Annotated in this window: 20 protein-coding genes and 1 other RNA gene; 6 read left to right on the forward strand and 15 right to left on the reverse strand. The window is 39.2% G+C overall.

The features are described 5' to 3' along the window. Positions 1–76 precede the first annotated feature (76 nt). The 8 genes from cbpF to HW271_RS06705 all read right to left on the reverse strand — a co-directional run bounded on the left by cbpF (position 77) and on the right by HW271_RS06705 (position 7,338). A complete protein-coding gene (cbpF, locus tag HW271_RS06670; RefSeq protein ID WP_178895369.1) occupies positions 77–1,009 on the reverse strand; it encodes a choline-binding protein CbpF in 933 nt (310 codons plus the stop codon). 95 nt (positions 1,010–1,104) lie between these two features. Further along, a complete protein-coding gene (locus HW271_RS06675) occupies positions 1,105–1,794 on the reverse strand; it encodes a response regulator transcription factor (RefSeq protein ID WP_178895370.1) in 690 nt (229 codons plus the stop codon). An 11-nt stretch (positions 1,795–1,805) separates the two neighbouring features. Beyond that, a complete protein-coding gene (gene gndA, locus HW271_RS06680; RefSeq protein WP_178895371.1) occupies positions 1,806–3,230 on the reverse strand; it encodes an NADP-dependent phosphogluconate dehydrogenase in 1,425 nt (474 codons plus the stop codon). Between the two features lie 76 nt (positions 3,231–3,306). Continuing rightward, entirely contained in the window at positions 3,307–4,752 is a 1,446-nt protein-coding gene (locus HW271_RS06685) for a cell division site-positioning protein MapZ family protein (protein WP_178895372.1), read from the reverse strand. Continuing rightward, a complete protein-coding gene (locus HW271_RS06690) occupies positions 4,745–5,923 on the reverse strand; it encodes a class I SAM-dependent RNA methyltransferase (RefSeq protein ID WP_178895373.1) in 1,179 nt (392 codons plus the stop codon). Before HW271_RS06690 ends, HW271_RS06685 begins: the two co-directional genes overlap by 8 nt. Before the next feature lie 82 nt (positions 5,924–6,005). Continuing rightward, positions 6,006–6,387, reverse strand: an RNA gene (rnpB, locus tag HW271_RS06695) — RNase P RNA component class B. A gap of 18 nt (positions 6,388–6,405) precedes the next feature. Beyond that, complete coding sequence (gpsB, locus tag HW271_RS06700) at positions 6,406–6,741, reverse strand: cell division regulator GpsB (RefSeq protein WP_006150353.1); 336 nt, start codon at positions 6,739–6,741, stop codon at positions 6,406–6,408. Between the two features lie 69 nt (positions 6,742–6,810). After that, positions 6,811–7,338 (reverse strand): SLOG family protein, encoded by a 528-nt coding sequence (locus tag HW271_RS06705; RefSeq protein ID WP_178895374.1) that lies wholly within the window; start codon positions 7,336–7,338, stop codon positions 6,811–6,813. A 67-nt stretch (positions 7,339–7,405) separates the two neighbouring features. Between HW271_RS06705 and recU the strand changes: the two genes are divergently transcribed. Together recU and pbp1a are read left to right on the forward strand one after the other, a co-directional pair. Beyond that, positions 7,406–8,002 (forward strand): Holliday junction resolvase RecU, encoded by a 597-nt coding sequence (gene recU / locus HW271_RS06710; RefSeq protein ID WP_178895375.1) that lies wholly within the window; start codon positions 7,406–7,408, stop codon positions 8,000–8,002. Further along, positions 7,999–10,104 (forward strand): penicillin-binding protein PBP1A, encoded by a 2,106-nt coding sequence (gene pbp1a / locus HW271_RS06715; RefSeq protein WP_178895376.1) that lies wholly within the window; start codon positions 7,999–8,001, stop codon positions 10,102–10,104. Before recU ends, pbp1a begins: the two co-directional genes overlap by 4 nt. Before the next feature lie 105 nt (positions 10,105–10,209). Here pbp1a and HW271_RS06720 read toward each other — a convergent pair whose 3' ends face one another. Next, positions 10,210–12,192, reverse strand: a complete 1,983-nt coding sequence (locus HW271_RS06720; RefSeq protein WP_178895377.1) for a peptide ABC transporter substrate-binding protein — start codon at positions 12,190–12,192, stop codon at positions 10,210–10,212. A gap of 205 nt (positions 12,193–12,397) precedes the next feature. Here HW271_RS06720 and HW271_RS06725 point away from each other — a divergent pair, with 205 nt between their 5' ends. Next, positions 12,398–12,880: an S-ribosylhomocysteine lyase gene (locus HW271_RS06725; RefSeq protein ID WP_178895378.1), complete on the forward strand. Its 483-nt coding sequence runs from the start codon at positions 12,398–12,400 to the stop codon at positions 12,878–12,880. 55 nt (positions 12,881–12,935) lie between these two features. On the opposite strand, the gene HW271_RS06730 is transcribed toward HW271_RS06725, so the two are convergent. Both HW271_RS06730 and pflB read right to left on the reverse strand, forming a co-directional pair. Further along, a complete protein-coding gene (locus tag HW271_RS06730) occupies positions 12,936–15,038 on the reverse strand; it encodes an AAA family ATPase (protein WP_178895379.1) in 2,103 nt (700 codons plus the stop codon). Between the two features lie 404 nt (positions 15,039–15,442). Further along, positions 15,443–17,758: a formate C-acetyltransferase gene (pflB, locus tag HW271_RS06735; RefSeq protein WP_178895380.1), complete on the reverse strand. Its 2,316-nt coding sequence runs from the start codon at positions 17,756–17,758 to the stop codon at positions 15,443–15,445. A 238-nt stretch (positions 17,759–17,996) separates the two neighbouring features. On the opposite strand from pflB, the gene dinB reads away from it, so the two are divergent. Next, positions 17,997–19,058 carry a DNA polymerase IV gene (gene dinB, locus HW271_RS06740; protein WP_178895659.1) on the forward strand — a complete coding sequence of 354 codons (1,062 nt, stop codon included), beginning with the start codon at positions 17,997–17,999 and terminating at the stop codon, positions 19,056–19,058. 34 nt (positions 19,059–19,092) lie between these two features. Here dinB and HW271_RS06745 read toward each other — a convergent pair whose 3' ends face one another. Further along, positions 19,093–19,938, reverse strand: a complete 846-nt coding sequence (locus tag HW271_RS06745) for an undecaprenyl-diphosphate phosphatase (RefSeq protein WP_178895381.1) — start codon at positions 19,936–19,938, stop codon at positions 19,093–19,095. A 61-nt stretch (positions 19,939–19,999) separates the two neighbouring features. Then, the gene (locus tag HW271_RS06750; protein WP_178895382.1) at positions 20,000–21,892 is read right to left on the reverse strand and encodes a DUF2207 domain-containing protein; all 1,893 of its coding nucleotides are present in this window, start codon (positions 21,890–21,892) and stop codon (positions 20,000–20,002) included. A 130-nt stretch (positions 21,893–22,022) separates the two neighbouring features. On the opposite strand from HW271_RS06750, the gene HW271_RS06755 reads away from it, so the two are divergent. Then, on the forward strand, positions 22,023–23,588 hold the full coding sequence (locus HW271_RS06755; protein WP_178895383.1) for an ABC transporter substrate-binding protein/permease: 1,566 nt from the start codon (positions 22,023–22,025) through the stop codon (positions 23,586–23,588). Continuing rightward, complete coding sequence (locus HW271_RS06760) at positions 23,588–24,328, forward strand: amino acid ABC transporter ATP-binding protein (protein WP_178895384.1); 741 nt, start codon at positions 23,588–23,590, stop codon at positions 24,326–24,328. Before HW271_RS06755 ends, HW271_RS06760 begins: the two co-directional genes overlap by 1 nt. A gap of 82 nt (positions 24,329–24,410) precedes the next feature. Here the strand turns inward: HW271_RS06760 and HW271_RS06765 are convergent, their stop codons facing one another. Beyond that, the gene (locus HW271_RS06765) at positions 24,411–24,626 is read right to left on the reverse strand and encodes a hypothetical protein (protein WP_004251963.1); all 216 of its coding nucleotides are present in this window, start codon (positions 24,624–24,626) and stop codon (positions 24,411–24,413) included. Between the two features lie 105 nt (positions 24,627–24,731). After that, a complete protein-coding gene (locus HW271_RS06770; RefSeq protein WP_178895385.1) occupies positions 24,732–25,628 on the reverse strand; it encodes an SPFH domain-containing protein in 897 nt (298 codons plus the stop codon). Between the last annotated feature and the right edge of the window lie 20 nt (positions 25,629–25,648).

Raw genomic sequence — 25,648 nt, forward strand, 5'->3', positions numbered from 1 at the left:
TAGAACTTTATTCCTTTCTATTTTATTATATTTTCACAAAAAAAGCGATTGTTTCCTTCACAATCGCTTTTTTTCATTACTGGACCCACTCGCCATTATAGTTGAGGTAGTAGCCACCTACTGTGGTATTTACAGCCAAGGCACCAGAATTATAGGCGTAGTACCATTTCCCATTGACTTGGAACCAACCGGTTACCATAGCTCCTGACGAACGGAGGTAATACCAAGTATTATCGACATAAATCCAGCCAGTTTTCATATCACCGTTTTGAGCATCTAGATAATACCAGGTTGAACCTTCTTGATACCAGCCGGTCGCCATAGCACCTGATGAACGGAGATAGTACCACTTGTTACCAAGATATTGCCAACCCGTTTGCATTGTAGCAGTTGTTGGATCTAGATAGTACCAAGTTGAATCATCGTTTATCCAGCCACGTGCGAGCTCTCCAACAGTCAATCTGTTGATGCGAGAATCAAAGCCACCATCCTCCTGTAAATAATACCAATGCCCCTTATCATGAACCCAACCGGTTTTTAAGGTGTGATAACTTCTTTGGTCTTCAAAATAGTAGACTCGTTTCTCTGCTGGACTATCATATTGTTCCCCATGATGTTTGTTGATATTTGTAGCAGTTTTTGCTTCTAAAACTTGCTTACCAACAAATTCTTGTAGTACCCCATCTTGACCAAAGTAAAACCAATCTGGTCTAAAAGCAACATCTTGCCTTATAGAAGAACCAATCGTAACCCCTTCGTGTGGAGCAGGTATATATTGCCAGCCGACAACCATCTCTCCAGATAAAGGATCAAAATAATAGTACTTACCATCAATCACTCGCCAGTAGGTTTCTTTGAGTTCCCCCTTCTTGTAGTAAGTTCTACCATTTTCTTGGACAAATTGCCAGCCTTCTGAATCAGCATCGTCCGCAAATACCGTACTTGTTGCTAACAGACCAAAAAAGAATACTGTTAGACCGACTTGCATCATTTTTTTCAAAAATTTCATTCTTGTTTCCTCCAAAATGATTGTAGCAAAGGCAATACTATATGTCAATATATAATAAATTCAAAAAAAGCAGTTACATAACTGCAACTGCTTTTCTATTCTTGCATGGTGTAACCAACACCACGCACAGTTTTGATATAGCTCTTTTGACCTTTTACGTCAAGTTTGCTACGTAGATAACGGATATAAACATCGACGATATTGGTTTCGGTCGCACTCTCATACTTCCAAACACTTTCCAGCAACTGCTCACGAGTTAAAACCTTCTTACTTCCCATAAGAGTAGCTAAGAGGTCATATTCACGACGTGTCAGAGCAATCATCTCCTCGCCACGATAGACGGTATGATGTTCTACATCCATACGCAGATTGCGATAGGATGTTGGAACCTTCATCTGATTACAGTGTTGGTCGATAAAGTCCCGACCTCGGAAAATTGCTGCAATACGAGCCACTAGATCATCGATAATGACTGGCTTGTAGATATATGAAACAGCAAAACGTTGGATTGTTTCAACTTGGTCTTGCAATTCTTCTCGATGGTCCAAGACCATGATAACCGAAGCTGGCTTAGTCCGACTCAACTGTTCTGCAAAATCCTGGGCTGTCATATCCCCTAGATGAGCATTCAGTAAAATCAAGTCATAGTCTGTCTGAAGAGCCATGGAGAGGGCTTTTTGTCCCTCTTCTACCTGATCAACTCGGTATTGCTCTTTTTGGAGTTCCAGACTTAAAAAATGAGCTAGATTTCTTTCTTTCTCAAGTAATAAAATCCGTTTCCCCATGGCTGACCTACTTATTTTTCGTCATACCAAGAGTAGTGGAATGTTCCTTCTTTGTCTTTACGTTGGTATGTGTGAGCACCAAAGTAATCACGTTGTGCTTGGATCAAGTTCGCTGGAAGGTCAGCTGAACGGTAGCTATCAAAGTAAGTAATGGCTGCTGAGAAGGTTGGTACTGGTACACCAGCTTGAACCGCAAGAGCAACAATATCACGAACAGATTGTTGGTACTTAGCTGTTACATCCAAGAAGTACTCATCCAAAAGAAGGTTGGCAAGATCTGCATCACGGCTGTAAGCATCTGTAATCTTTTGCAAGAAACGAGAACGGATGATACATCCAGCGCGCCAGATAGATGCGATATCTGCAAATGGCAAGTTCCAGTTATTTTCTTTAGAAGCTACACGCAATTGCGCAAAACCTTGTGCGTAAGAAATGATTTTTGAGAAGTAAAGGGCTTGACGGATCTTTTCAATCAACTCAGCCTTGTCTCCTTCAAATTTGAAAGCAGCTGGTTTTGGAAGCACCTTGCTAGCGTGTACACGTTCTTCTTTATAAGTTGAAATGTAGCGCGCAAATACCGACTCAGTAATCAGTGACAATGGCACACCAAGGTCAAGAGCTGATTGGCTAGTCCATTTACCAGTTCCTTTATTTCCTGCAGCATCCAAGATGTAGTCTACGATTGGTCCATCTTGACCTTCATCATCTTTACGGCTCAAGATATCAGCTGTGATTTCAATCAAGTAGCTGTCCAATTCACCCTTGTTCCACTCAGTAAAGATTTCAGCCATGTCTTCTGCTGAAAGACCGAGCAAGTGTTGCATCAAGTCATAGCTTTCTGCGATCAATTGCATATCACCGTACTCGATACCATTGTGGACCATTTTCACATAGTGACCTGCTCCATCAGGACCGATGTAAGTCACACATGGTTTCCCATCTTCTGGTGCTTTTGCAGAAATTTCTTCAAGAACGTCAGCCACCAATTCATAGGCTTCTTTTTGTCCACCAGGCATGATAGATGGTCCTTCAAGGGCACCTTTTTCACCACCAGATACACCTGTACCGATGAAGTTGATACCTGAGTTCGCCAATTCTTCATTACGACGGATAGTATCTTTATAGAAAGTATTTCCGCCATCAATCAAGATATCGCCTTTATCCAAGTGTGGAAGAAGGGCTTGGATGGTTGCGTCTGTACCAGGTCCTGCTTGAACCATGAGCATGATACGACGTGGTTTTTCGATTGAGTTTACGAAGCTTTCGATATCATAGCTTGGCACAAAGTTCTTTTCAGGATGGCAAGCAACAACATCTTCTGTTTTTTCTTTACTACGGTTATAGATAGCAACTGTGTATCCACGAGATTCGATATTAAGGGCAAGGTTACGACCCATTACGGCCATACCAACAACACCAAAGTTTGCTTTAGTCATGTGACACTCCTCTTGTTTAATATGTTTTATTTTATCATGTTTATCTGTGAAAAGAAAGAATTTTATAACAATTTGACTAGTAGTCTAAATCATCCGCATGGCCAGAACCATTCCCTACAAAGTAACCTGTCTTACAGTTTAGGGTGAAGAGATAAGTTCCATCTGGTTTATAAAGGTTGTAATAACCATTGCCATTAACGATATTTACAGGTTCCAAGATATATTGGTTTCCAGTGATATATCCACGTGCACGGGATGTCTCAAGTATTCGTTCAAGGACACCATCTGCAAAAGTCCAAGCAGGATTACTACTATCACTTACAGCGGCTTGATTATACGGTACTCGACTGACACTTCTTTGCAAATTAACGCCTTCGCTCGACAAGCCACCATTCGTAGATGACGCAGTCTCATTTGTTGAAGTAGATGGACTGCTTTCTGTCGTTGGGCTTGACGCTTCTTGGCTAGCGGCTGACGTTGAAGCTGCACTTGTTGTTGTACTTGCTAATTGACTCTTACCAAGACTGATTGCTTTGTCTAGAAGTTTATCAATTTCTGTATTACCAGTCTTGATATCTGTAAATTTAGCATCCGCTTTGATTTTTGCATTTGTATCCAAAACACCATCTGTAATAGCTGGAGTTTCAAATTGAGAATTTACTTCTTGAATTGCTTTTATCTGTGTTTCTAAGCTATCATATTTTGATTTGGCTAGAGTATGTTCTCTCGCTCCTTCAAGTTTATCTAGAAGTTCCTTCAATTGATTCAGTTGACTAAACTGGCTATTTTTAAGAGCTGTTTTGTTTTCATCAGTATAAAACGTGTCGTAGAGCGCATTAAATTGTTCATAGACCGACTGATTGCTTACCAAGCCTGAATCTGCAGCCTTAGTTTGAAGTTCTTGAGAAGAGCGCGCAATCTGACGATAAACGTAATAGCCACCTCCAAAAATCAAGAGGAATAGCAAAATAATGGCTGACAAAATCGCCCATTTCTTTTTATTTTTTGGTTCATCATCAACTTCAGTAGAACGAGAAAAAGGTTGTAGCTGATCTTCATTTTCCTCATAAACCACTCCCACTTCGGAGTTTTCTACCTCAGTCATTTCAACAGCTTCCAATTCATCCTTAAAAGGTTGCTCGAGAATTCTCGTTTCCTCTTCTTCAGCTTCTTGAACAACGATTTCAGTTGTCTCTGCAGCTACTGCAAGAGCAATTGCTTCCTCTTCTGAACTTAATGCACTTTCTTGTTCAGTTGTTTCTCTCACTTCCTGAATCATATCGTCCAAGCTTTGAGTGGATTCCTCTTTTTTCGTTTGTAAATTTTCAAATTTGTCTGCTTCGATTTCTTCACGGTGTTGCTTGATATATTTGTCTAAGATGGTATCATCTGGAGTCACACCTGCTTCAACCTCTTCGTTCTTACGAATAGCCTGACCAACCGTTAAATCTTTAGCCTCTTCAAATTCAAATTTAGATTCTTGCTCACCTTTATGATGACGATCGCGTCTTTTCTTACTCATCTGCATTCCTTTCTTTTTTAACATCTTGCCTTTTCACACGTTGACCAAAATATTGATATAAATCAACTTTCAAAGTACCGTTATAGAGTTTCCGTTTTTTATCTGCCTGACTACCATATTTACTTTCAAAAGCTTCATCACTAGTCAGGACAAATTTACTCCATGTTTTAAGGGGGGCAAATACTTCTCCCATCTCAGCATAGAGCTTGGTTACTCCTGCATCATCTGACAAGCGTTCTCCATACGGTGGATTCGAAATAATAACTCCATTGATCTTGTCCGTTCGCAAATCCTGCACGCGCATCTGCTTAAAGTGGATATCCTTAGAAACTCCCGCAGCCTGAGCATTTGCCTTAGCAATTTCCACCATGCGTCCATCAATATCACAACCCATAATGTCTAGCTCAATCTCACGATTGATTTTTTTGCTTGCTTCTGTGCGGACTTCCTGAATTAAACGATCACTAACCCAGTTCCAATCCTCAAAAGCAAAGGAACGGCGCAAACCTGGCGCCATATTACGAGCAATCATAGCTGCCTCAATACAGAAGGTCCCTGAACCGCAGGTCGGATCAATCAAGGGTTTATCAGGATACCAGTTTGATAATTGCAGAATTGCTGCTGCCATGTTCTCTTTAATAGGAGCACCACCTTTTTCAGTACGATAACCTCGTTTGAAAAGACTAGAGCCACTTGTGTCAATCATGATAGTCGCAACATCTTTAAGAATTGAAACCTCTATTTTAAACTCTGGACCATTTTCCATCAGCGGAACACCTTCTGGTCGAGCATAATGTTTCTGCAATTTCTTAACAACTGCCTTTTTAGAAATAGCTTGAACACTAGGTTCATTATGAAGTTTTGATTTGACACACTTAGCCTTTGAAATTGGAAAACGCGCTCCAAGTGGTAAATAGTTTTCCCAATCTAAGGCGAAAACTCCTTGAAAAAGTTCTTCAAATGTTTTTGCAGGAAAAGTCCCAACAACAATCTTAATCCTATCTGCAGCTCGTAGCCACAAATTAGTTTCAATAATTGCCTTTACATCTCCTTCAAAGCGAACGCGACCATTCTCAACTTGACAATCATAGCCAAGTGCACGCACTTCACGACCTACAACAGCCTCTAAACCCGCTGCAGCAGTCGCTATTATATTAAATGTTTGTTTCATGTCAGTCTTTAAAGACCTTTCTCTTGTTCACCTTTAAAAAATGAGGTTGAGAAAATTTCTCAGCCCCAACCTATATGCAATTTTCTATAAGCCATGTTTTGTTCCAGAAGCGACTAGGACCACTTCTTTCGATAATCATCTGTCTACCACTAACAGCTAGAAGCTGCTAGCAGTCAGAGTACTACGTTCGTTTCCGCGCACTCCATGCCCCGACCAAAATTTGGGTTGCTAGCTTGAGGGGTTTACCGCGTTCCACTCTCTCTGTTTCCAGAGAGACTTCGTCACTGTGGCACTTTCAGAGCTACTAAAACATATCCGAAAACTTAGTCTATTCACTCGCCGTAACGATTTCTCGTTCCTAGGCTTATGGTTTCGCCTAGCACAAACACTACAGGCATCACAGCCTGTGCTAGCATGGACTTTCCTCATGAAAAGATAAACTCTCCACGCGATTATCCAAAAATTGCACAACTGTATAATTCTTAGAAATCAGAATTTTCTACAATTTGTTTGCCAAATACTTCTTTTTCAAGACGATTCAAGCGTTTCAGGATATCAAAATTAGTCATAGAAGTCGTACTTCCAAGCTCAGCAGGTTCAGACGTTACAGATACAGGTGCCGCCTGAGGTTTGTTCGCCAATTGCTCTTTCAATTCTGCGACTTCCAAACGTAGTGATTTAACCAACGCTGCATAGGTTTCATAGTCCTTGATAACGTCATCTAAGAATTCATCTACCTCTGCTTTACTGTATCCACGTACTTCTCTTCCGAAATCCTGCTCAAAAATATCCTTTGCTGTAAAAATAATACTTGCCATGTCTCTCTCCATTCTCAGTTACTAGTATTATTATATAAAAAAAGGCAAACAAAAAGCAAGGTCAAAGCCTCAATTTTCGGAAAAATTTTCGGCTATTTCGTTTAATTCCTCAAATGTTAATCTTTTTGTCATATAGTTGTCTTTCTTTTTCATCAGTTCGTAAAAAAATCTCATTTTTGTTTCGTTGTCTTCGTCGTAAAAAATATAGGCGCCATCCGTATTTTCGAGTAAAAAAATCTGATAATCTCTCAATTGGCCTTTGTGCTCATAAGTTGGATAGGCATATTTGACAAAATCGACCTGTTTAAAATCACTCAATTTGACCTGGTTAGCCTCATTCCAGTTTGATCCATGTGTCTCAAAATCAAAAATAGTCGCTAGTTGAAATTCATAGGCCTCCTTCATGTCTCTAGCTACTTCTAAGACCCAGTGTTCAAAACCAAGAGTGCCTGTGAAAACTAGCCATTTCAACCCTTCCTCAGCTAATCTTTCCAAATCTCTACGAATGGCTTTTTTTATAATTTTTAACCGAATATCCTTTTCATTTAACAATCCTAAATCAAAAGCTGAGTATCCTAAAACCAAGGCTGTATGCATTTTTTCACCCTTTCTGTTGACCTTTGTGGTATAATAAAGTGATGTTATTGTACCAATAAGGAGGATTATGGTCAACTATCCACATAAACTTTCATCTAAACCAAGTAAAACTTCTCTGCCCCAAACTAAAAATTTCGCAAATCGAGGGATGAGCTTTGAAAAGATGATAAATGCTACGAACGACTACTATCTATCACATGGAATAGCAGTCATTCACAAAAAGCCAACCCCAGTTCAGATAGTTCGAGTCGACTACCCTCAACGGAGTCGCGCTAAAATTGTCGAAGCCTATTTTAGACAGGCTTCAACTACTGACTACTCGGGTGTTTATGAAGGATTTTATATCGATTTCGAAGCCAAGGAAACCAGACAAAAAAATGCTTTCCCGATGAAGAACTTCCATTCTCATCAGATTTTGCATATGGAACAGGTTCTTGAACAAAAGGGTATATGCTTCGTCTTAATCCACTTTTCTTCTTATCAGGAGACATATTTATTACCGGCGATTGACCTCATCCATTTTTATCATCAGGATATGGGAAAAAAATCAATGCCGCTTGATTATATTCGAGATCATGGTTATGTGATTGAGCAACAAGCCTTTCCTCAAATACCATACCTCGATATCGTCAAACAACATTTACTAGGTGGTAAAACAATATGAATAAACATTTTTTCTGGCGCATTGCTAAATATCTAGGAATTGGATTTTTAGCAGCTTTTATTGCTGCAATATTGATTGGTGGAAGTGTCTTCTTCTACTATGTATCTAAAGCACCAGAACTTTCTGAAAGCAAACTTGTCGCAACAACTTCAAGTAAAATTTACGACAGTAAAAACGAATTGGTTGCTGACTTAGGAGCAGAGCGTCGTGTTAATGCTCAAAGCAGTGACATTCCTATTGAACTTGTAAATGCAATAGTATCAATTGAAGATCATCGCTTCTTTAATCACAGAGGAATCGATAGCATTCGAATAGCTGGAGCTTTCCTGCGAAACTTAACTAGTAGAGGTGGCCTCCAAGGTGGTTCAACCTTGACGCAACAGTTGATAAAATTAACTTACTTTTCAACATCATCATCAGACCAAACAATCGCACGTAAGGCCCAAGAAGCTTGGCTAGCTATTCAGTTAGAAAGAACTGCGACCAAACAGGAAATTTTGACATATTACATCAATAAAGTATACATGTCAAATGGTAACTATGGAATGCAAACTGCAGCTCAAAGTTACTATGGTAAAGATTTAAAAGACCTATCAATTCCACAACTTGCTCTTCTAGCCGGAATGCCACAGGCACCTAACCAATACGATCCTTATTCTCATCCAGAAGAAGCAACAGAACGTCGTAATCTAGTCCTATCAGAGATGCAAAAGCAAGGCTATTTAACAGCTGAGCAATATGAAACAGCTATCAACACACCAATCACTGATGGTTTACAAAGTCTCAAAGGAAGCAACAGCTACCCTCCATATTTAGACAATTACCTCAAAGAAGTGATTGAACAAGTTGAAACAGAGACAGGCTACAACCTTTTAACTACTGGAATGGATGTCTACACTAACGTAGACCAAGACGTTCAAAAACGACTTTGGGATGTATACAACACGGATGAATATGTAAACTATCCAGATGATGAAATCCAAGCAGCTTCTACTATTATTGATGTATCAAATGGTAAGGTTATTGCTCAACTCGGCTCTCGCCACCAAGCTAGTAACGTATCTTTCGGTATTAACCAAGCTGTTGAAACTAACCGTGACTGGGGTTCTACCATGAAACCAATCACAGACTATGCCCCCGCATTAGAGTATGACATTTATGACTCTACTGCCTACATGCTCAAGGATGTACCATATAACTTCCCAGGCACCAGCACTCCAGTCTACAACTGGGATCGTGGCTATTATGGTAACATCACTCTTCAAACTGCTATCCAACAATCTCGTAACGTACCAGCAGTTGAAACTCTCGATAGAGTTGGACTCGATAAAGCCAAAAAATTCTTAAACGGACTTGGCATTGATTATCCAACCATGGTATATGCAAACGCAATTTCAAGTAATACGACTGAATCAGGTAAACAGTACGGTGCAAGTAGTGAAAAAATGGCTGCCGCCTATGCTGCATTTGCTAACGGTGGTATCTATCACAAACCAATGTATATCAATAAAATTGTCTTTAGCGACGGTAGTTCAAAAGAGTTTTCTGATCAAGGTACTCGTGCTATGAAAGAAACAACCGCCTATATGATGACAGAAATGATGAAAACAGTATTATACTCTGGTACAGGTCGAGACGCTTATATTTCATGGCTTCTACAAGCAGGTAAAACTGGTACATCAAACTACACTGATGAAGAGATTGAAAACCACATTAAAACAAGTCAATTTGTTGCTCCGGATGAAATGTTTGTTGGTTATACCCGTAAATATTCAATGGCAGTCTGGACCGGTTACTCAAACCGCCTTACTCCAATCGTTGGTGATGGCTTTACTGTTGCCACTAGCATCTATCGTTCTATGATGCAATATCTAGCAGAGGACGATCACCCTGGTGATTGGACAATGCCAGAAGGACTTTATAGAAGCGGTGATTATGTCTTTAAGAATGGGGCACGTAGCAACTGGATTTTCCAAACAACTCAACAATCCTCAACAACCTCCAGCTCAACAACTGAAAATCAAAATTCAGTAGCTGAAACTACTAGCCCAAATACCGCTCAGAATCGAACTGCTCCAAATACAAATCAAAACCCTCAATAAAATCAAAATTCTCAAGAACAACAATAATCTTAAAAGATCTAGGAAAAATCTTCCTAGGTCTTTTGTTAATGAAAAAGTGGAGTTAATTACTAACTCCACCTTCTTTTATTTTACATGGTTTGCAAGATCTTCTTGCGCTTTTTTATTAGATTCTTCTTTTTCTTTCTTCCATTTATCTTGAGCTTTTTGATATTCATCAGCAGTTACTGGTTTATCTTGAAGTTCAAGGTACTTGTACAAGAGGGCTTCACTCATACCCTTGTTACCTGAGTATGCAAATGGAAGAGTATATGGCACCATCTTAGACAACATTGGACGTCCAGTTTGAGAAGTTGTTGGAATAATCAAAGCGCTATCTGTCAACCAAGCTTGGGCCGCAGCATATTTATCATAACGTTTTGAAACATCAGTGTTTTCGTTTCCGGCTTCAACAACCATCTTTTCATAATCTTCCAAACCAACTTGTTTGGCAGCAGCGTTGTTTGTACCAGCATCAAATCCTAGATAAGTCTTCGTATTTTCACCAACAGATGGTTTGATGATATCAAGGTAAGTAGATGGGTCAATGTAGTCTGGAGACCATCCAACGTTATCTGAGAGATCCCAATCTTCTCCAGCAGCTGTTTCAGCAAAGTAGGTAACATTTAAGACTTCATCTTTTTGAAGTTGTTGAATATCAACAACGACATTGTCAGTTCCTAATGTTGCTTCAAGTGATTGTTTCAATGACTGAACACGTTGAACTTTTGTAGTATTAGTTTGGTCAACTGGCATATCCAAATGAATTGGGAATTGAACGCCCTCTGCTTGGAGAGCTGTCTTAGCTTTAGCAAATTCTGCTTTCGCTTTTTCAGGATTGTATAGACCATCTTGAGCGTCGTCTAGATTAACATCTTTCCACTCGTCACCATAGGTGACCAATTTTTCTTTAACTAAGTCACCAAAGTTTTTACCATCAGCTTGAACAAATGTTGGTGGTACGAACAAGTTACGAAGAAGTTTGCTTGCTCCGCTTTCTCCATTAACTTGAGAAGCATAAGCTGTTCTATCAAAACCAAAGGCGATAGCTTGACGGAAGTCTTTGTTTAGGAGAGCTTTCTTAGTTGATGTCTTTTGCTCATCTGTAGTCTTAGAAGTGTACTTGTAAGACTGACGGTCAATATTTGTTCCAACTAAGAAAGTAGCAGAATCTTGTGGTGTATAAACGATGTTATCCTTAAACTCTTTTTCAAGTTCAGGATATCCTGCACTTGTCGGGAAGAGACGAGCCATTGAGAAGCCGCCATCCTTAAAGGTGTCTGCAAGTTTGCCTGTATCTTGACCATCCCAGAATGATAGTTTTACTTTATCAATATGAACATTGTCCTTATCCCAGTAGTTTGGATTCTTTTCAAATTCTACTGAAGATTTTGCTACCAATGATTTCAACAAGAAAGGACCGTTGTAAAGAATACTGCTTGGATCAGTTGCTTTGGCAAAGTCACTTCCTTTAGAAGTAAGGAATTCTTCATTGACTGGTGCAAGAATACCCATGGTTGTCTTAGAGTTCCAAAAGCTTTCTGGTTTATTCAAAGTGTATTGAACAGTTTGATCATCAATTGCCTTGATTCCAACTTCTGAGAAGTCTTTTACTTCACCTTTGACATAAGCGTCAAGACCTTTAATGGATTCTTGAACAAGATAAAGGGCCTCTGACTTATTATCAGCTGCATATTTAAGACCTGTTACAAAGTCTTGAGCTTTCACAGGTGCATACTCTTCACCTTCAGAAGTGTACCACTTAGCATCTTTACGGATTGTATAAGTGTAAGTCAAACCATCTTGAGATACTGACCAGTCTTCTGCCATAGATGGCACGAAGTTCCCGTAACGGTCATTCTCCATCAAACCGTCAACAACATTACTTGTGATATTCGCAACTGCAGCCTTACCTGTTGTCAGATAGTTGAGGCTGTCTGGATCTGTTTCATAAACGTAAGAAAAAGTTTTCTCACCTTTTGCACTAGAGCCTGAACCTGAACAAGCTGCCAAAACACCTGACGCTAACAGAGTCACTCCTGCTAGGGCCATTACTTTTGAAAATTTCATAATAAACTCCTTTTTGACTTTTTATACATTATAGTCCCTTTTTCGCCAAGTGTCAATACAATTTTCAGAATTTTTCAAATTGATTTGAAAATTTTTTCTTCCTATAGGTTTAATATGAAAATCTTTTTAGGAAAATTTCTATCATTGACATTTATCAACTATAGCTTTATGATATAATGAAAGAAGAAAGTTGAAAGGAAATACCATGTCAAAAGAAGTTATTGTTGAAAGTTTTGAACTAGATCATACGATTGTAAAAGCTCCTTATGTCCGCTTGATTGGAGAAGAGACTGGACCGAAAGGAGATATCATTTCTAACTTTGATATCCGCTTGGTTCAACCAAATGAGGACTCTATCCCTACTGCTGGACTTCATACTATTGAGCACCTCTTGGCTAAGCTCATCCGTACTCGCATTGACGGTATGATTGATTGTTCCCCATTTGGTTGTCGTACAGGTTTCCATATGATTATGTGGGGACGTCATTCTAGCGCTGAAATTGCTGCTGTCATCAAGGATTCACTAAAGGAAATCGCTGAGACTACAACTTGGGAAGATGTTCCTGGAACAACTATTGAATCTTGCGGAAACTACAAGGATCACAGCCTCTTTTCTGCTAAGGAGTGGGCAAAATTGATTCTTGAACAAGGAATTTCAGACGATGCTTTTGAGCGTCATGTCATTTAACAAAAAAAGAACCAGCTTTTCAGCTGGTTCCTTTTTCGATTCACAAAACCTTGATTTAGGCTTTTTCACGAATGACCAAGACACCATCTTCCATGTCAGCTTCAAGGTGTTTAGCATCAAGATTATCCAAATGGAAGTCTGTTACTTTGTCACGGATTTGTTGTTCAACTACTCGACGGAGTGGACGAACACCCATGACTTCATCATAACCTTCTTCAGTCATGTATTCTTTGGCTGCATCGCTCACTGCCAAGTCGATTTCTTTCTTAGAAAGAGTCTTATTGACATCAATCAACATCAAATCAACAATCTTAGAAAGGTCTTCCTTACTCAAGTGTGAGAATTCAATCACAGCGTTGAAACGGTTCAAGAATTCTGGACGGAAGTATGGTTTCAAACGATCCATGAGTTCTGGTTTATCAGCATCTTCTGTCAAGTTAGCTTCGTAACCAAAGCCTGCATTTGAAGTTGCGATAATCACCGTATTCTTGAAGTTTACAGTGTTACCTTGACCATCTGTCAAACGACCATCATCCAATACTTGAAGAAGAAGAGTAATGACTTGAGGGTCAGCCTTTTCAATTTCGTCGAGAAGGACGATTGAGTATGGATTACGACGGACGCGTTCTGTCAAAGTATTGCTATTGTCATCATAACCAACATAACCAGCTGTTGTACCAATCAATTTAGAAACGGCTGTGCGGTCGCTGTATTCAGACATGTCCAAACGGATGATAGCATCTTTAGTTCCGAACATATCAAGTGCTAATTGTTTAGCCAACTCAGTTTTACCAACACCAGTAGGACCTACAAAGAGGAAGCTACCGATTGGGCGATTTCCTTCATCAAAACCTGCACGGTTCCGACGAATCGCTTTGGCAACGGCTTCAACAGCCTTGTCTTGACCGATAACCTTAGTTTGCAAACGGTGGCCCATATCTTTCAAACGTTCGATATCAGTTGCACCCATTTGTGAAACAGGAATACCTGTCATACGTTCTACAGACTCAGCTACGTCATTGACAGTCGCTGTCACCTTGTGATCTTCTGTATGGTTAGCAATTTGCTTTTCAAGTTCTTCGATACGAACTTTTGCATTTAAAGCTGCTTCATAATCTTCTTTAGCAGCCGCAGCCTCTTGTTTAGCTTTTTCTTCTTCAATTTCATGTTCCACTGCATGCACATCTGTTACTGGATGTTGTGCAGCCAAGTGAGCAGCTGTCACATCGACAAGGTCGATAGCCTTATCAGGTAAACTACGTTGTGGAATATATTGAACAGAGTAATCAACAGCTGCTTTCAATACTTCATCTGGCAAGATGACGTTGTGGTGTTGTTGATAAAGATCACGAATACCTTGAAGAATCTTGAAAGTATCTTCAGCAGATGGAGCATTAACTTTTACTTCGTTGAAACGACGAGCAAGGGCTGCGTTTTTCAAGATGGTATTACGGTATTCATCTTGAGTTGTTGCACCAATCACTGTCAATTCCCCACGTGAAAGAGCAGGCTTCAAGATATCCGCAAGTCCTTTAGATCCTTGACCATCACCTGTGCTACCAGCACCAAGAATTTGATGAATTTCATCGAAGAAGAGGATAATATTCCCAGCTTCTTTGACTTCGTTTACCAAGTTTTGAATATTCTCTTCAAAGCTACCACGGTATTGCGTACCAGCTTCAAGACCTGAAATATCAATAGAGATAATTTCTTTGTTCTTGATTGCTGCTGGAACATCACCATTCACAATAGCTTGTGCAAGGCCTTCTACTACAGCAGTTTTACCAACACCAGCATCACCGACAAGAACTGGGTTATTCTTTGTACGACGAGAAAGGATTTCAGATGTTTCTTGAATCTCCTTATTACGTCCAATAACTGGATCCAACTTACCTTCACGAGCTTCTGCTGTTAAGTTACGCCCAAGTTTTGCAAGAATACCATCTTGTTTCATGGCTTTACCTTGAACGTACTGAGCTTGATCACTTCCTTCGCTAGGAAGTTGACCTGTTTGACGGTAAATCGCGAATTCTTCAGGTGTTACTTCACGACCGTTAATCAAGTAACGACGATTTTCAGAACTGTATCCACGCATACCACCCATCAATTGGTTAAATAAATCATCCATGTTGTTAAAGTTATTAAAGTTGTTGTTCATATTTCATACCTCGTTAAATTCAAAATTAGTTAGTCAAATTAATTTGACTTTCTCTGACCTTTGTTTTAAAAATTTTAGACTAGCAATTTGCTACTCTACGTATAATTTCTGGTTTCTCTTTATCCAATACAGATTTTGTAATTGGAATTCTAAAAATACTAATGTTCATCATAGGTTGTACCTCATTTCTAGGTTTTACCCATACTTTGACCTTAAGATAAATTACACAATCACCTTAAAATCAAGGTTTTCTAAGGATTTCCTTATCCTTATGTTCTTAGTATACCACTTTGGTCAGTATTAGTCAATAGGTTTGACCAATTTTGACCAACTTTTTTTAAATATTTTTTTATATCAAAAAAACCAGTCACTTTGACTGGTTTTTGATTTATTATTTATGAATCTTAGCTCAATGCATCATCCATTGAAAGAACTTCGTGGAAGACACGTTGTGTCAATTCAGTTTTTTGTTCTGGAGTGAGGTACTTAGTATTTACACAGTATCCTGAGATACGTACGATTACGTCTTCACCTGACATGATCTTTTCGTAAACATCGTTCAAGTCCATAACGTTCAAGTTAACGTGTTGTCCACCGTTTTCGAAGTAACCATCAAGGATTGTTACCAAGTTATCAACTTGTTCGTCACGAGTCTTACCAAGAGCACGTGGTGAAACTTGAGTTGTCAATGAGATACCATCAGCTGCGTAACCAAAGTCAAGGCTAGCAAGTGAGTTCAAGTTTTGCAACCATCCACCTTTAGCTTTGTTAGATGGGTTAGCACCTGGTGAGAAGAATTCAAGTTTAGACAAGTTCACTGAACCATCTTCGTTGAGGTATACACCTTTGTGGACTGGTGAGTTACCAGTTTGTTTAGAGTAAGCAACGTTAGATGTGATTGTCAAAAGTGATACAGTAGCTTCTGCGTCTTTGTAAAGTTTGTGGCTACGTAGACGAGTTGTGTAAGCTTCGATCAACCATTCTGCCAATTCGTTTGAACGTGGGTCATCTTCACCCCAACGTGGGTATTCACCGATTGTTTCATAATCGTAGATGTAGCCATTCTCGTCACGGATTGGTTTAACTGTAGCGTACTTGATAGCTGACAATGTGTCAACAGTGTTAGCGAATCCACAGATACCGAATCCCATGTTAGCACGTTGTTTAGTTGGCAAGAAGGCCATTTGAACAGCTTCGTAGTTGTACTTGTCAGTCATGTAGTGGATAATGTTCAATGCATCTACATAAGTGTCAGTCAACCAGTCAAGAGATTTTTCGAAGTTAGCTTTAACTGATTCGAATTCAAGAACTTCGTCACGGATTGGTTCGATATCAAATACTTTGTAGTCTTTATGAACATCGTCATAACCACCGTTCAAACCAGTAAGAAGAGCTTTAAGAACGTTAACGCGAGCACCGAAGTACTGGATGTTGTGACGTTGTTCTTCGTTTTCTGGGTCAAGTGGAGACACACAACATGAGATACAGCTCATTTCACCGTATCCATCTTTAGCCATTGTTGTAACACCTTCGTATTGGATTGAAGAGTGTTTGTGGCTCATGTGCATACAGTAGCGACGGAAGTTGTATGGCAATTTGTCAGTCCAAAGAACTGTCAAGTTTGGTTCTGGAGAGTTACCGATGTTGTCAAGAGTGTTCAAGAAACGGTAGTCCATCTTAGTAACACGGTGACGACCGTCGTTACCCATACCAGCCATAGAAGTTGTGATGAAGGTTGGGTCACCTGAGTACAATTGGTCGTATGCTTTTGTACGAGCAAATTTAACTGTACGAAGTTTCATAACGAAATCATCAACAAATTCTTGGATTTCTGATTCAGTAAATGTACCACGAGCAAGGTCACGTTCTGCAAAGATATCCAATACGATTGGCACACGTCCGAGAGATGTAGCCGCACCGTTGATAACACGGCAGACAGCCATGAAGGCAATGTTTACCCATTGGATAGCTTCTTTAGTGTTCATCGCTGGTTTGCGAACATCTACTCCGTAAAGATCACCCAAGCGTACAACTTGTTGCAATGCTTGATATTGAAGGTTGATTTCTTCACGAAGACGAATTGTTTCTTCATCGATTTCTTCGATTGAGTTCCAGTCGTTAACTTTTTCTTGCATCAAGTAGTCTGCACCGTAAAGAGCAAGACGTGCGTAAACACCGATGATACGTCCACGTGAGTATGCATCTGGAAGACCAGTTACAGTGTGAGCGTGACGAGCACGACGGATGTTTGAAGTGTAAGCACGGAAGATACCATCGTTAACAGTTGTTACGTATTTAGTGAAAATTTCGTGAACAGCTGGATCTGGTTCGTATCCATTTTCTTTCAAAGTAGTTTCAGCCATACGGATACCACCTTTTGGCATGAAGTTCAATTTGAAGAGTTCATCGTTTTGGATACCATAAATCAATTCGTTTTCTTTGTCGATGAATCCTGCAGGGATATCAGCGATAGATGTTGGACGAGTGTCCATTGGGAAACGAGTTTCTTCGTAGTGTGCTTTAGTTTCTTCTACGATTTTTTTAATGTGAAGTGAACGCTCTGTTGGTCCTGCAAGGAAGCTTTCATCTCCATCATAAGGTGTGTAGTTAGCTTGTACAAAGCGTGACACACTTGCTTTTTCTTTCCAGTCAACACCTTTAAAGCCTTCCCAGGCTTTGTCAAAAATGTCCTGTGCTTCAACAACTGTCTTAACAACCATGTTAATGTCCTCTTTTATCTTTCTAGTAACAGTCATCTGTTACATTCATGTATTCAGTATAACACACAGTAAACGATTTCAACAAGTAAAATCACTCTTTTTTAACACTTTCTTTTATAATACAGTTGTTTTTTTATTGGAAACTGTAGTATAGTTTTGAAAAATAATTAGCTATTTCCTATTTTTTCAGAAAAAGGGTATAATGAAGCTAGAAAATTTATCAAAGAAAGGACAGTCCATGCTCATATTTCCACTGATGAATGATTTATCACGTAAAATCATCCATATTGACATGGATGCCTTTTTTGCTGCTGTAGAAATTCGTGACAATCCTAAGCTTAAAGGGAAACCTGTTATTATTGGTAGCGACCCTAGGAAAACAGGAGGCAGGGGTGTTGTTTCAACCTGTAGTTATGAAGCGAGAGCATTCGGGATCCACTCAGCTATGAGTTCCAAAGAGGCTTATGAACGCTGTCCTCAAGCTATTTTTATTTCTGGGAACTATGAAAAATATACTACTGTTGGCCAACAGATTCGATCTGTTTTTAAACGATATACGGATAAAATTGAACCCATGAGTATCGACGAAGCTTATCTAGATGTAACTGAAAACAAGCTTGGTATCAAATCTGCTGTAAAAATTGCTCGTTTAATTCAGCAGGATATCTGGAACGAATTGCGATTAACAGCTTCTGCCGGTGTTTCATACAATAAATTTTTAGCTAAAATGGCAAGTGACTACCAAAAGCCTCGTGGTTTGACAGTCATTCTTCCTGATGAAGCTGAAAATTTCCTCAAGCAAATGGATGTCGCTAAATTCCACGGTGTGGGCAAGAAAACAGTTGAAAAACTCCATCAAATGGGTGTATTTACGGGTACTGACCTTTTAGAGATTTCTGAAATCACTCTCATTGATCGTTTCGGACGACTCGGTTTTGACCTTTATCGTAAAGCTCGAGGTATTGATAATTCTCCCGTTAAATCAAATCGTATCCGTAAGTCTATTGGTAAAGAAAAAACTTACAGTAAGATTCTAAGTCTAGATGAAGATATAAAAAAAGAGCTAACTCTCCTTTCGGAAAAAGTGACCCTTAGTCTTCAAAAACATGAAAAAAGTGGTAAAATTGTCATTTTGAAAATCCGCTATGCTGACTTTTCTACTTTGACAAAACGAAAAACACTGAGCCAACAAACACAAGACTCTGAAGAAATCGCACAAAGCATTATCCAACTCTACGAAACACTGAGTGATAAAGACAAGGGTGTCCGCTTATTGGGAGTCACTGTGACAGGATTTTAAAAACCTTGAAGGATCTTCCTTCAAGGTTTCTTTCTTATACAAATAATCGAACAAAGCTATAAATTAGTAAGACACTACCAAGAACAATACGGTATTTACCAAACACTGTAAAGTCGTGTTTTTTGACATAGCTGGTCAAGAAACGAATAGCAACCATGCTGACTGCAAAAGCCACTACCATAGCAACTAGAAGTAAGAAGAATTGGCCAAAAGTCAAGACTTCTCCAGCCTTGATGAATTTAAAAATCTTCAAAGCGCTGGCTCCAAACATAACTGGAATTCCTAGATAGAAGGTAAATTCTGTCACCACTGAACGACTAGTACCATTTAACAAACCACCAATGATTGTGGCACCAGAACGACTAGTTCCTGGTAAAAGGGACAAAACTTGGAAAAGACCGATATACAATGCTGTTTTGTAAGGTAATTTATCTAACTCCGTAACTGTTGGCTCAATAGCTTGGGCCTTGTTGCGTTTTTCAAGATAGATAAAGGCAACCCCATAAACAATCAACATAATGGCTACTGAAACCTTGTTATGGAAATAGGTATCAAACCAATCATCAAACTTAAAGACTAGGAGAAGAGGTAGGGTCGCCACAAAAACTTTGGACCATAACTGCCAAGTTCTACGAACTTGAACTTTATCCTTACCTGGTTTGAAGGGATTAAGTTTGTTAAAGTAGATAACCACAACTGCAAAGATGGCACCAAGTTGAATGACTACGTTAAACAAAGACTTAAAAGCTTCAGTTTGGTCTTTATATTTGACGAATTCTTCCGCTAAAATCAAGTGACCAGTACTTGAAATCGGCAACCATTCCGTAATTCCTTCAACAATACCAAAAAAGATTGATTTTAAAATTTCAAAAAAATACATAGATTACTCCTTTTTCTATCCTCCATTATATCATACTTTTAAAGGCTGTGTTGAGTTTTCTTTAGAAAGCACCAACACTTCCACCACCGCCACCGCCTGAGAAGCCACCTCCAGAGCTACCGCTTCCGGATGATACAGAAAAGGTACTTGCTGTATTTGCGACACTAACATAATGGCTCATTTGTGCTGTTGAATGATAAAACATACTGTGCCAGCTATAAGCTACATAGAGATTGATATCTGGATTTTCTACTTGGATGTGGTGAACCTTCATCAAATGGCTAACCTTATCAGCATATCCAAACAAAGTTGCATACACTAATAGACGATTCCAAACAACAATACTTTCCAATTCAGCCTGATCCAATCGTGCAATGTCACGCAACATATTTTCAAAACTGGTCCAGAGATAGTAGACTTCTGCTCCTGCTTCATTTAGGACACCATCACGATTATCTAGTCGAAGCTTCCAATAATAGAAAACAGCCAAAACCAAACCTAGAAAACTAAGTACTGACAAAGGGAGGTAAAAATAAGCATGAACATCTAAACTGTACAAGAACAAACCAAATCCGATAAATAGAGGTAGGATAGTAGAAAGTCCCATACCCACTTGCAAGGCCTTTTCCACACCAGTTAAAGGACGATAGTAATCTGGGAGTCCCCAGAAGGTAACCCGATTTCTCACTCCTTCTTGCATCTCTTTCAATGCTTCTTCGAAAGAGGATTTGAGCTTACGACCTTTTGTTTGAATCCGTCTTTCATCAGCAGCTTTTGCTCCACGGTAAAGACTCTCAGAGACCTTATAATCCGCAAACAAATCAGAAACAGCAACTTCTTTTTTACCTGAAAAGGCCAGATTTAGACAGGTTCGCTCAAAGATTGCCAAGCCATCTTCTTTTACCAACCTTAAAATAACTGCATCTCCTTCTGAAATAATAGAGACATTCCCACGGTCAATTACATCTAACAAGGTAGCCTGAATAAGCTGGTTGAAGTCGAATTTGCCTGTTCCTTTAATTAGAGGACTCACTTCCTCCAAGGAGGTCGAGTAAACAGCTTCAGATAAAACCATAGGCTCTAATTCCATCGGCGGTTCATAGAGACGATGATTTTTGGCATATTTGACTGAAGGAGTGGTTTTTCTTCTATAAATAAAATAGAAGCAGATACTCAATAACAAGGAGATGGAAAGTATTGAAGGAAACACCCAAGTAACGAGTTGTTTACTCTGCTCTTTTTCTCTAACAATCGAGTCTTCTATCTTATTAAACTCTTCTAAACGATTCCCTTTCAAGTCCTGATCCGTAGCGCTAGCAAAATCAGTTCGAGGCCAGTATGCATGCAACTCAACTCCGCGCTTAGACGGAAGATTGTCTAAACGAATAGTATAGTCATGACCACTCTGTTCAATCCTTCCCTCTCTATAGAGTTGCCCTGTGTGAAAAAAGAGTTTTTCAGCCCCCTTCTCTCCACTTACGTGAAACTCAAACTTTTCAATAGATTCTGAACTATCTGTTAAGGGTTGCCAATTTAATTCAGCGATATCATCATATAGGAAAAGAAGATTTTTCAATTGCCAGGTAAGTTCCACTTCGACCCTGTCCCCTTCCTGACCTGGATTATAGACTTTAACAGTATAACCATTCGTTTCTTCTGTCACTTCGCTAGTAAGATTTTCGATTTTATGACTATTTTTAAAGGCCTCAACCTTTGGCTGAGGAACAATTTCAAATCCACTAGGCATCTTGCCTGCACGACCAATCCCCACGATTTGGCCATTAAAATCCTCCTCGAACTGGTAAACTATCTTCTGCCTAAATTCCGCTGTATTATCTCCATGAATATACAGTTCTCCTTTATATGATGGAATGCTAAAATCCACGGCAAAAACCAATTTTGGAACAATTATCAGACAAGTAAATATAAGTACTATTAACCATCTTTTTTTCATAATATAGCCTCTTTTGACCTTTTTCTCATTATATCATTTTTTTCCAAGTAAGGGTTTACTTGTATTGAAAATCTCACCATTTTTAGATACAATAGAGGGAGCCATTTTTAGACTATAAATAGGAGAAAATATGAAAAAATTATGCTTATCTATCCTTGCTAGCCTAGCCCTTACTCTAGGACTAGTTAGCCAGGTCCAAGCCGATGAATATTTACGCATCGGGATGGAAGCAGCTTACGCCCCTTTCAACTGGACACAAGACGACGACAGTAACGGCGCTGTCAAGATTGATGGAACAAACCAATATGCTAACGGTTACGATGTTCAAATTGCAAAAATAATCGCTAAAGATCTGGGTAAAGAACCACTCATTGTAAAAACAAAATGGGAAGGACTTGTTCCAGCCCTTACTTCTGGTAAGATTGATATGATTATTGCAGGTATGAGTCCAACTGCTGAACGCAAACAAGAAATTGCCTTCTCAAGCAGCTACTACACTAGCGAACCCGTACTATTAGTCAAAAAAGATTCTGCCTATGCAAACGCCAAAACACTAGATGATTTTAAAGATGCAAAAATCACTTCTCAACAAGGGGTTTACCTTTATGACTTGATTTCTCAAATTCCAGGCGCTAAAAAAGAAACTGCCATGGGTGATTTCGCTCAAATGCGTCAAGCTCTTGAAGCTGGTGTCATTGACGCTTATGTTTCTGAACGCCCTGAAGCCCTAACTGCTGAATCAGCAAATGCCAAATTTAAAATGATTCAGCCTGAACCTGGTTTTAAAACTGGAGAAGAAGATACCTCTATCGCTATCGGTCTTCGTAAGGATGACGAACGTATCAGCCAAATCAATGCTAGCATTGAAACCATCACTAAAGAAGAACAAGTTGCCCTAATGGATCGTATGATTAAAGAACAACCTGTTCAAGCTACAACTACTGAAGAAAACAGCAGTAATTTCTTTAGCCAAGTTGCTAAAATTCTAAGTGAAAACTGGCAACAACTCTTGCGAGGTGCCGGAATCACACTTTTAATTTCCATTATCGGTACTATCGTTGGTCTCGTTATTGGTCTTGCTATCGGTGTTTTTCGTACTGCGCCCCAATCTGAAAATCAATTTTTCTACGTCATCCAAAATATAGTTGGTTGGATTCTCAATATCTATATTGAAATTTTCCGTGGAACTCCTATGATTGTACAATCTATGGTTATCTACTATGGAACTGCCCAGGCTTTCGGAATCAACCTAGACCGTACTCTCGCTGCTATCTTTATCGTTTCTATCAATACCGGTGCCTACATGACCGAAATCGTTCGTGGTGGTATCCTGGCTGTTGACAAGGGACAATTTGAAGCAGCTACTGCACTTGGTATGACTCATAATCAAACCATGCGTAAGATTGTTTTACCTCAGGTAGTTCGAAACATTTTACCTGCGACTGGTAATGAGTTCGTCATCAACATCAAGGATACTTCTGTATTGAATGTTATCTCTGTTGTAGAACTTTACTTCTCAGGAAATACAGTAGCAACACAAACCTACCAATACTTCCAAACCTTTACTATTATCGCAGTTATCTACTTTGTCCTCACCTTTACAGTAACACGTATCCTACGCTATATCGAAAAACGAATGGATATGGATACCTACACAACAGGAGCTAACCAAATGCAAACGGAGGATTTGAAATAATGAATCAACCCATTCTTGAAATCAAACACCTCAAAAAATCCTATGGACAAAACGAGGTCCTAAAAGACATCTCTCTTACTATCCATAAAGGAGAAGTTATTTCTATCATCGGTAGTTCTGGTAGTGGTAAATCAACCTTCCTACGTTCAATCAACTTACTTGAAACACCCACTGAAGGTAAAATCCTTTATCACGGTGAAAACGTCCTCGAAAAAGGCTATAACCTCACTCACTATCGAGAAAAACTAGGAATGGTCTTCCAGTCCTTCAACCTCTTTGAAAATCTCAACGTTCTTGAAAATACGATTGTTGCACAGACTACTGTCCTCAAACGTGAACGATCAGAAGCAGAGAAAATTGCTAAAGAAAACCTTGAAAAAGTTGGAATGGGAGAGCGCTACTGGCAAGCTAAACCAAAACAACTTTCTGGTGGTCAAAAGCAACGTGTTGCCATTGCTCGTGCACTTTCTATGAATCCTGATGCCATTCTCTTTGATGAGCCTACATCAGCTCTTGACCCTGAAATGGTCGGTGAAGTTCTCAAAATCATGCAAGATTTAGCTCAAGAAGGCTTGACCATGATTGTCGTAACCCATGAAATGGAATTCGCTCGCGATGTATCAAACCGCGTCATCTTTATGGATAAAGGTGTCATTGCAGAAGAAGGCAAACCAGAAGATCTATTTACTAATCCCAAAGAAGAACGTACAAGAGAATTTTTACAACGCTATCTTCGATAAGAAAAAAGACTGCAATGGCAGTCTTTTTTTATTTCCAAAAATGAAAAGGCAGATTCTTTTCGAACCTGCCTATATCCAAAGACTAATCTTCAAATTTTTCATGATTTTTATTGTAGAAATCAATTAAGCCGAGGGCTGTTTCAAAGGAAATGTTTTTAACTTTTGCACGTCCTTGAGCCAAAGCAATGATAGACATCTCACGGGCATTCGTTTCCTTAGAAATACGATACCCTGTGATCTTCTTATCACGAACCCAGCTAACAACTGCTTCTACTTTTTCAAAGTTAGACTTAGCCATGTTATTCTCCTATTTTTTTCTTTACGCAACTTCATTCTATATGTTTTTATAATATTTGTCAATTAAAACACATATATTAACTAGATTATTGCGTTAAGATTGTAATTATTTAGCTTTCAAAGCTGATAATATATGGGTTCGAATATCTTCAACTCCATTAGGATTTGCTGGCAAGAATATTGTATTATTTCCTTGTTTATCTGCAAAATTATTCAATGTATCCAAATACTGATTGGTTAATAGGATTGACATAATTTGTTCTTCAGTTAATTCGACATTGGCTCCTTTTAACTCTTTAATAGAATCAGCAAGTCCATCAACAATTGCTTTCCGCTGCTCTGCGATCCCCACACCATGGAGGCGATCTTTTTCTGCCTCAGCTTCTGCCGCTGTAACGATCTTAATTTTATCTGCTTCAGCCAATTCTTGAGCTGCCACTCTCTTACGTTGGGCAGCATTAATTTCGTTCATTGATTGTTTGACTTCTGCATCCGGCTCAACTTTGGTAATGAGCGTCTTAACGATAATATACCCATACGTTGACATTTCTTCCGCTACTTGCTTTTGAACTTCTAATGCAATTTCATCTTTTTTCTCAAACAATTCATCCAAAGTTAACTTAGGAACAGATGAGCGCAATGCATCTTCAATATAAGATTTGATTTGAGCTTCAGGTCTCATCAATTTATAGTAAGCGTCTGTAACGTTTAACTCATTTACACGATACTGAGTTGCGACATTCATAGTCACAAAAACGTTATCTTGGGTTTTGGTTTCAACCACGATCTCACTTTGTAAAAGGCGTAGCTGCACACGAGCTGCAATTTTGTCAATGCCAAATGGTGCCCGTAGATGAATACCACTATTACTTAACTTTTGATACTTACCAAATCGTTCGATAATTGCAACAGATTGTTGACGAACGACATAAACAGAGCTCACTAACACAGCTCCTACAATAAGCATTAGAATCACTAGAACAAGTAAAACTTGTAAAACCATGGGAATCTCCCCCTTTCTTC

The organism is Streptococcus sp. oral taxon 061 (assembly GCF_013394695.1).
Taxonomy (GTDB): domain Bacteria; phylum Bacillota; class Bacilli; order Lactobacillales; family Streptococcaceae; genus Streptococcus.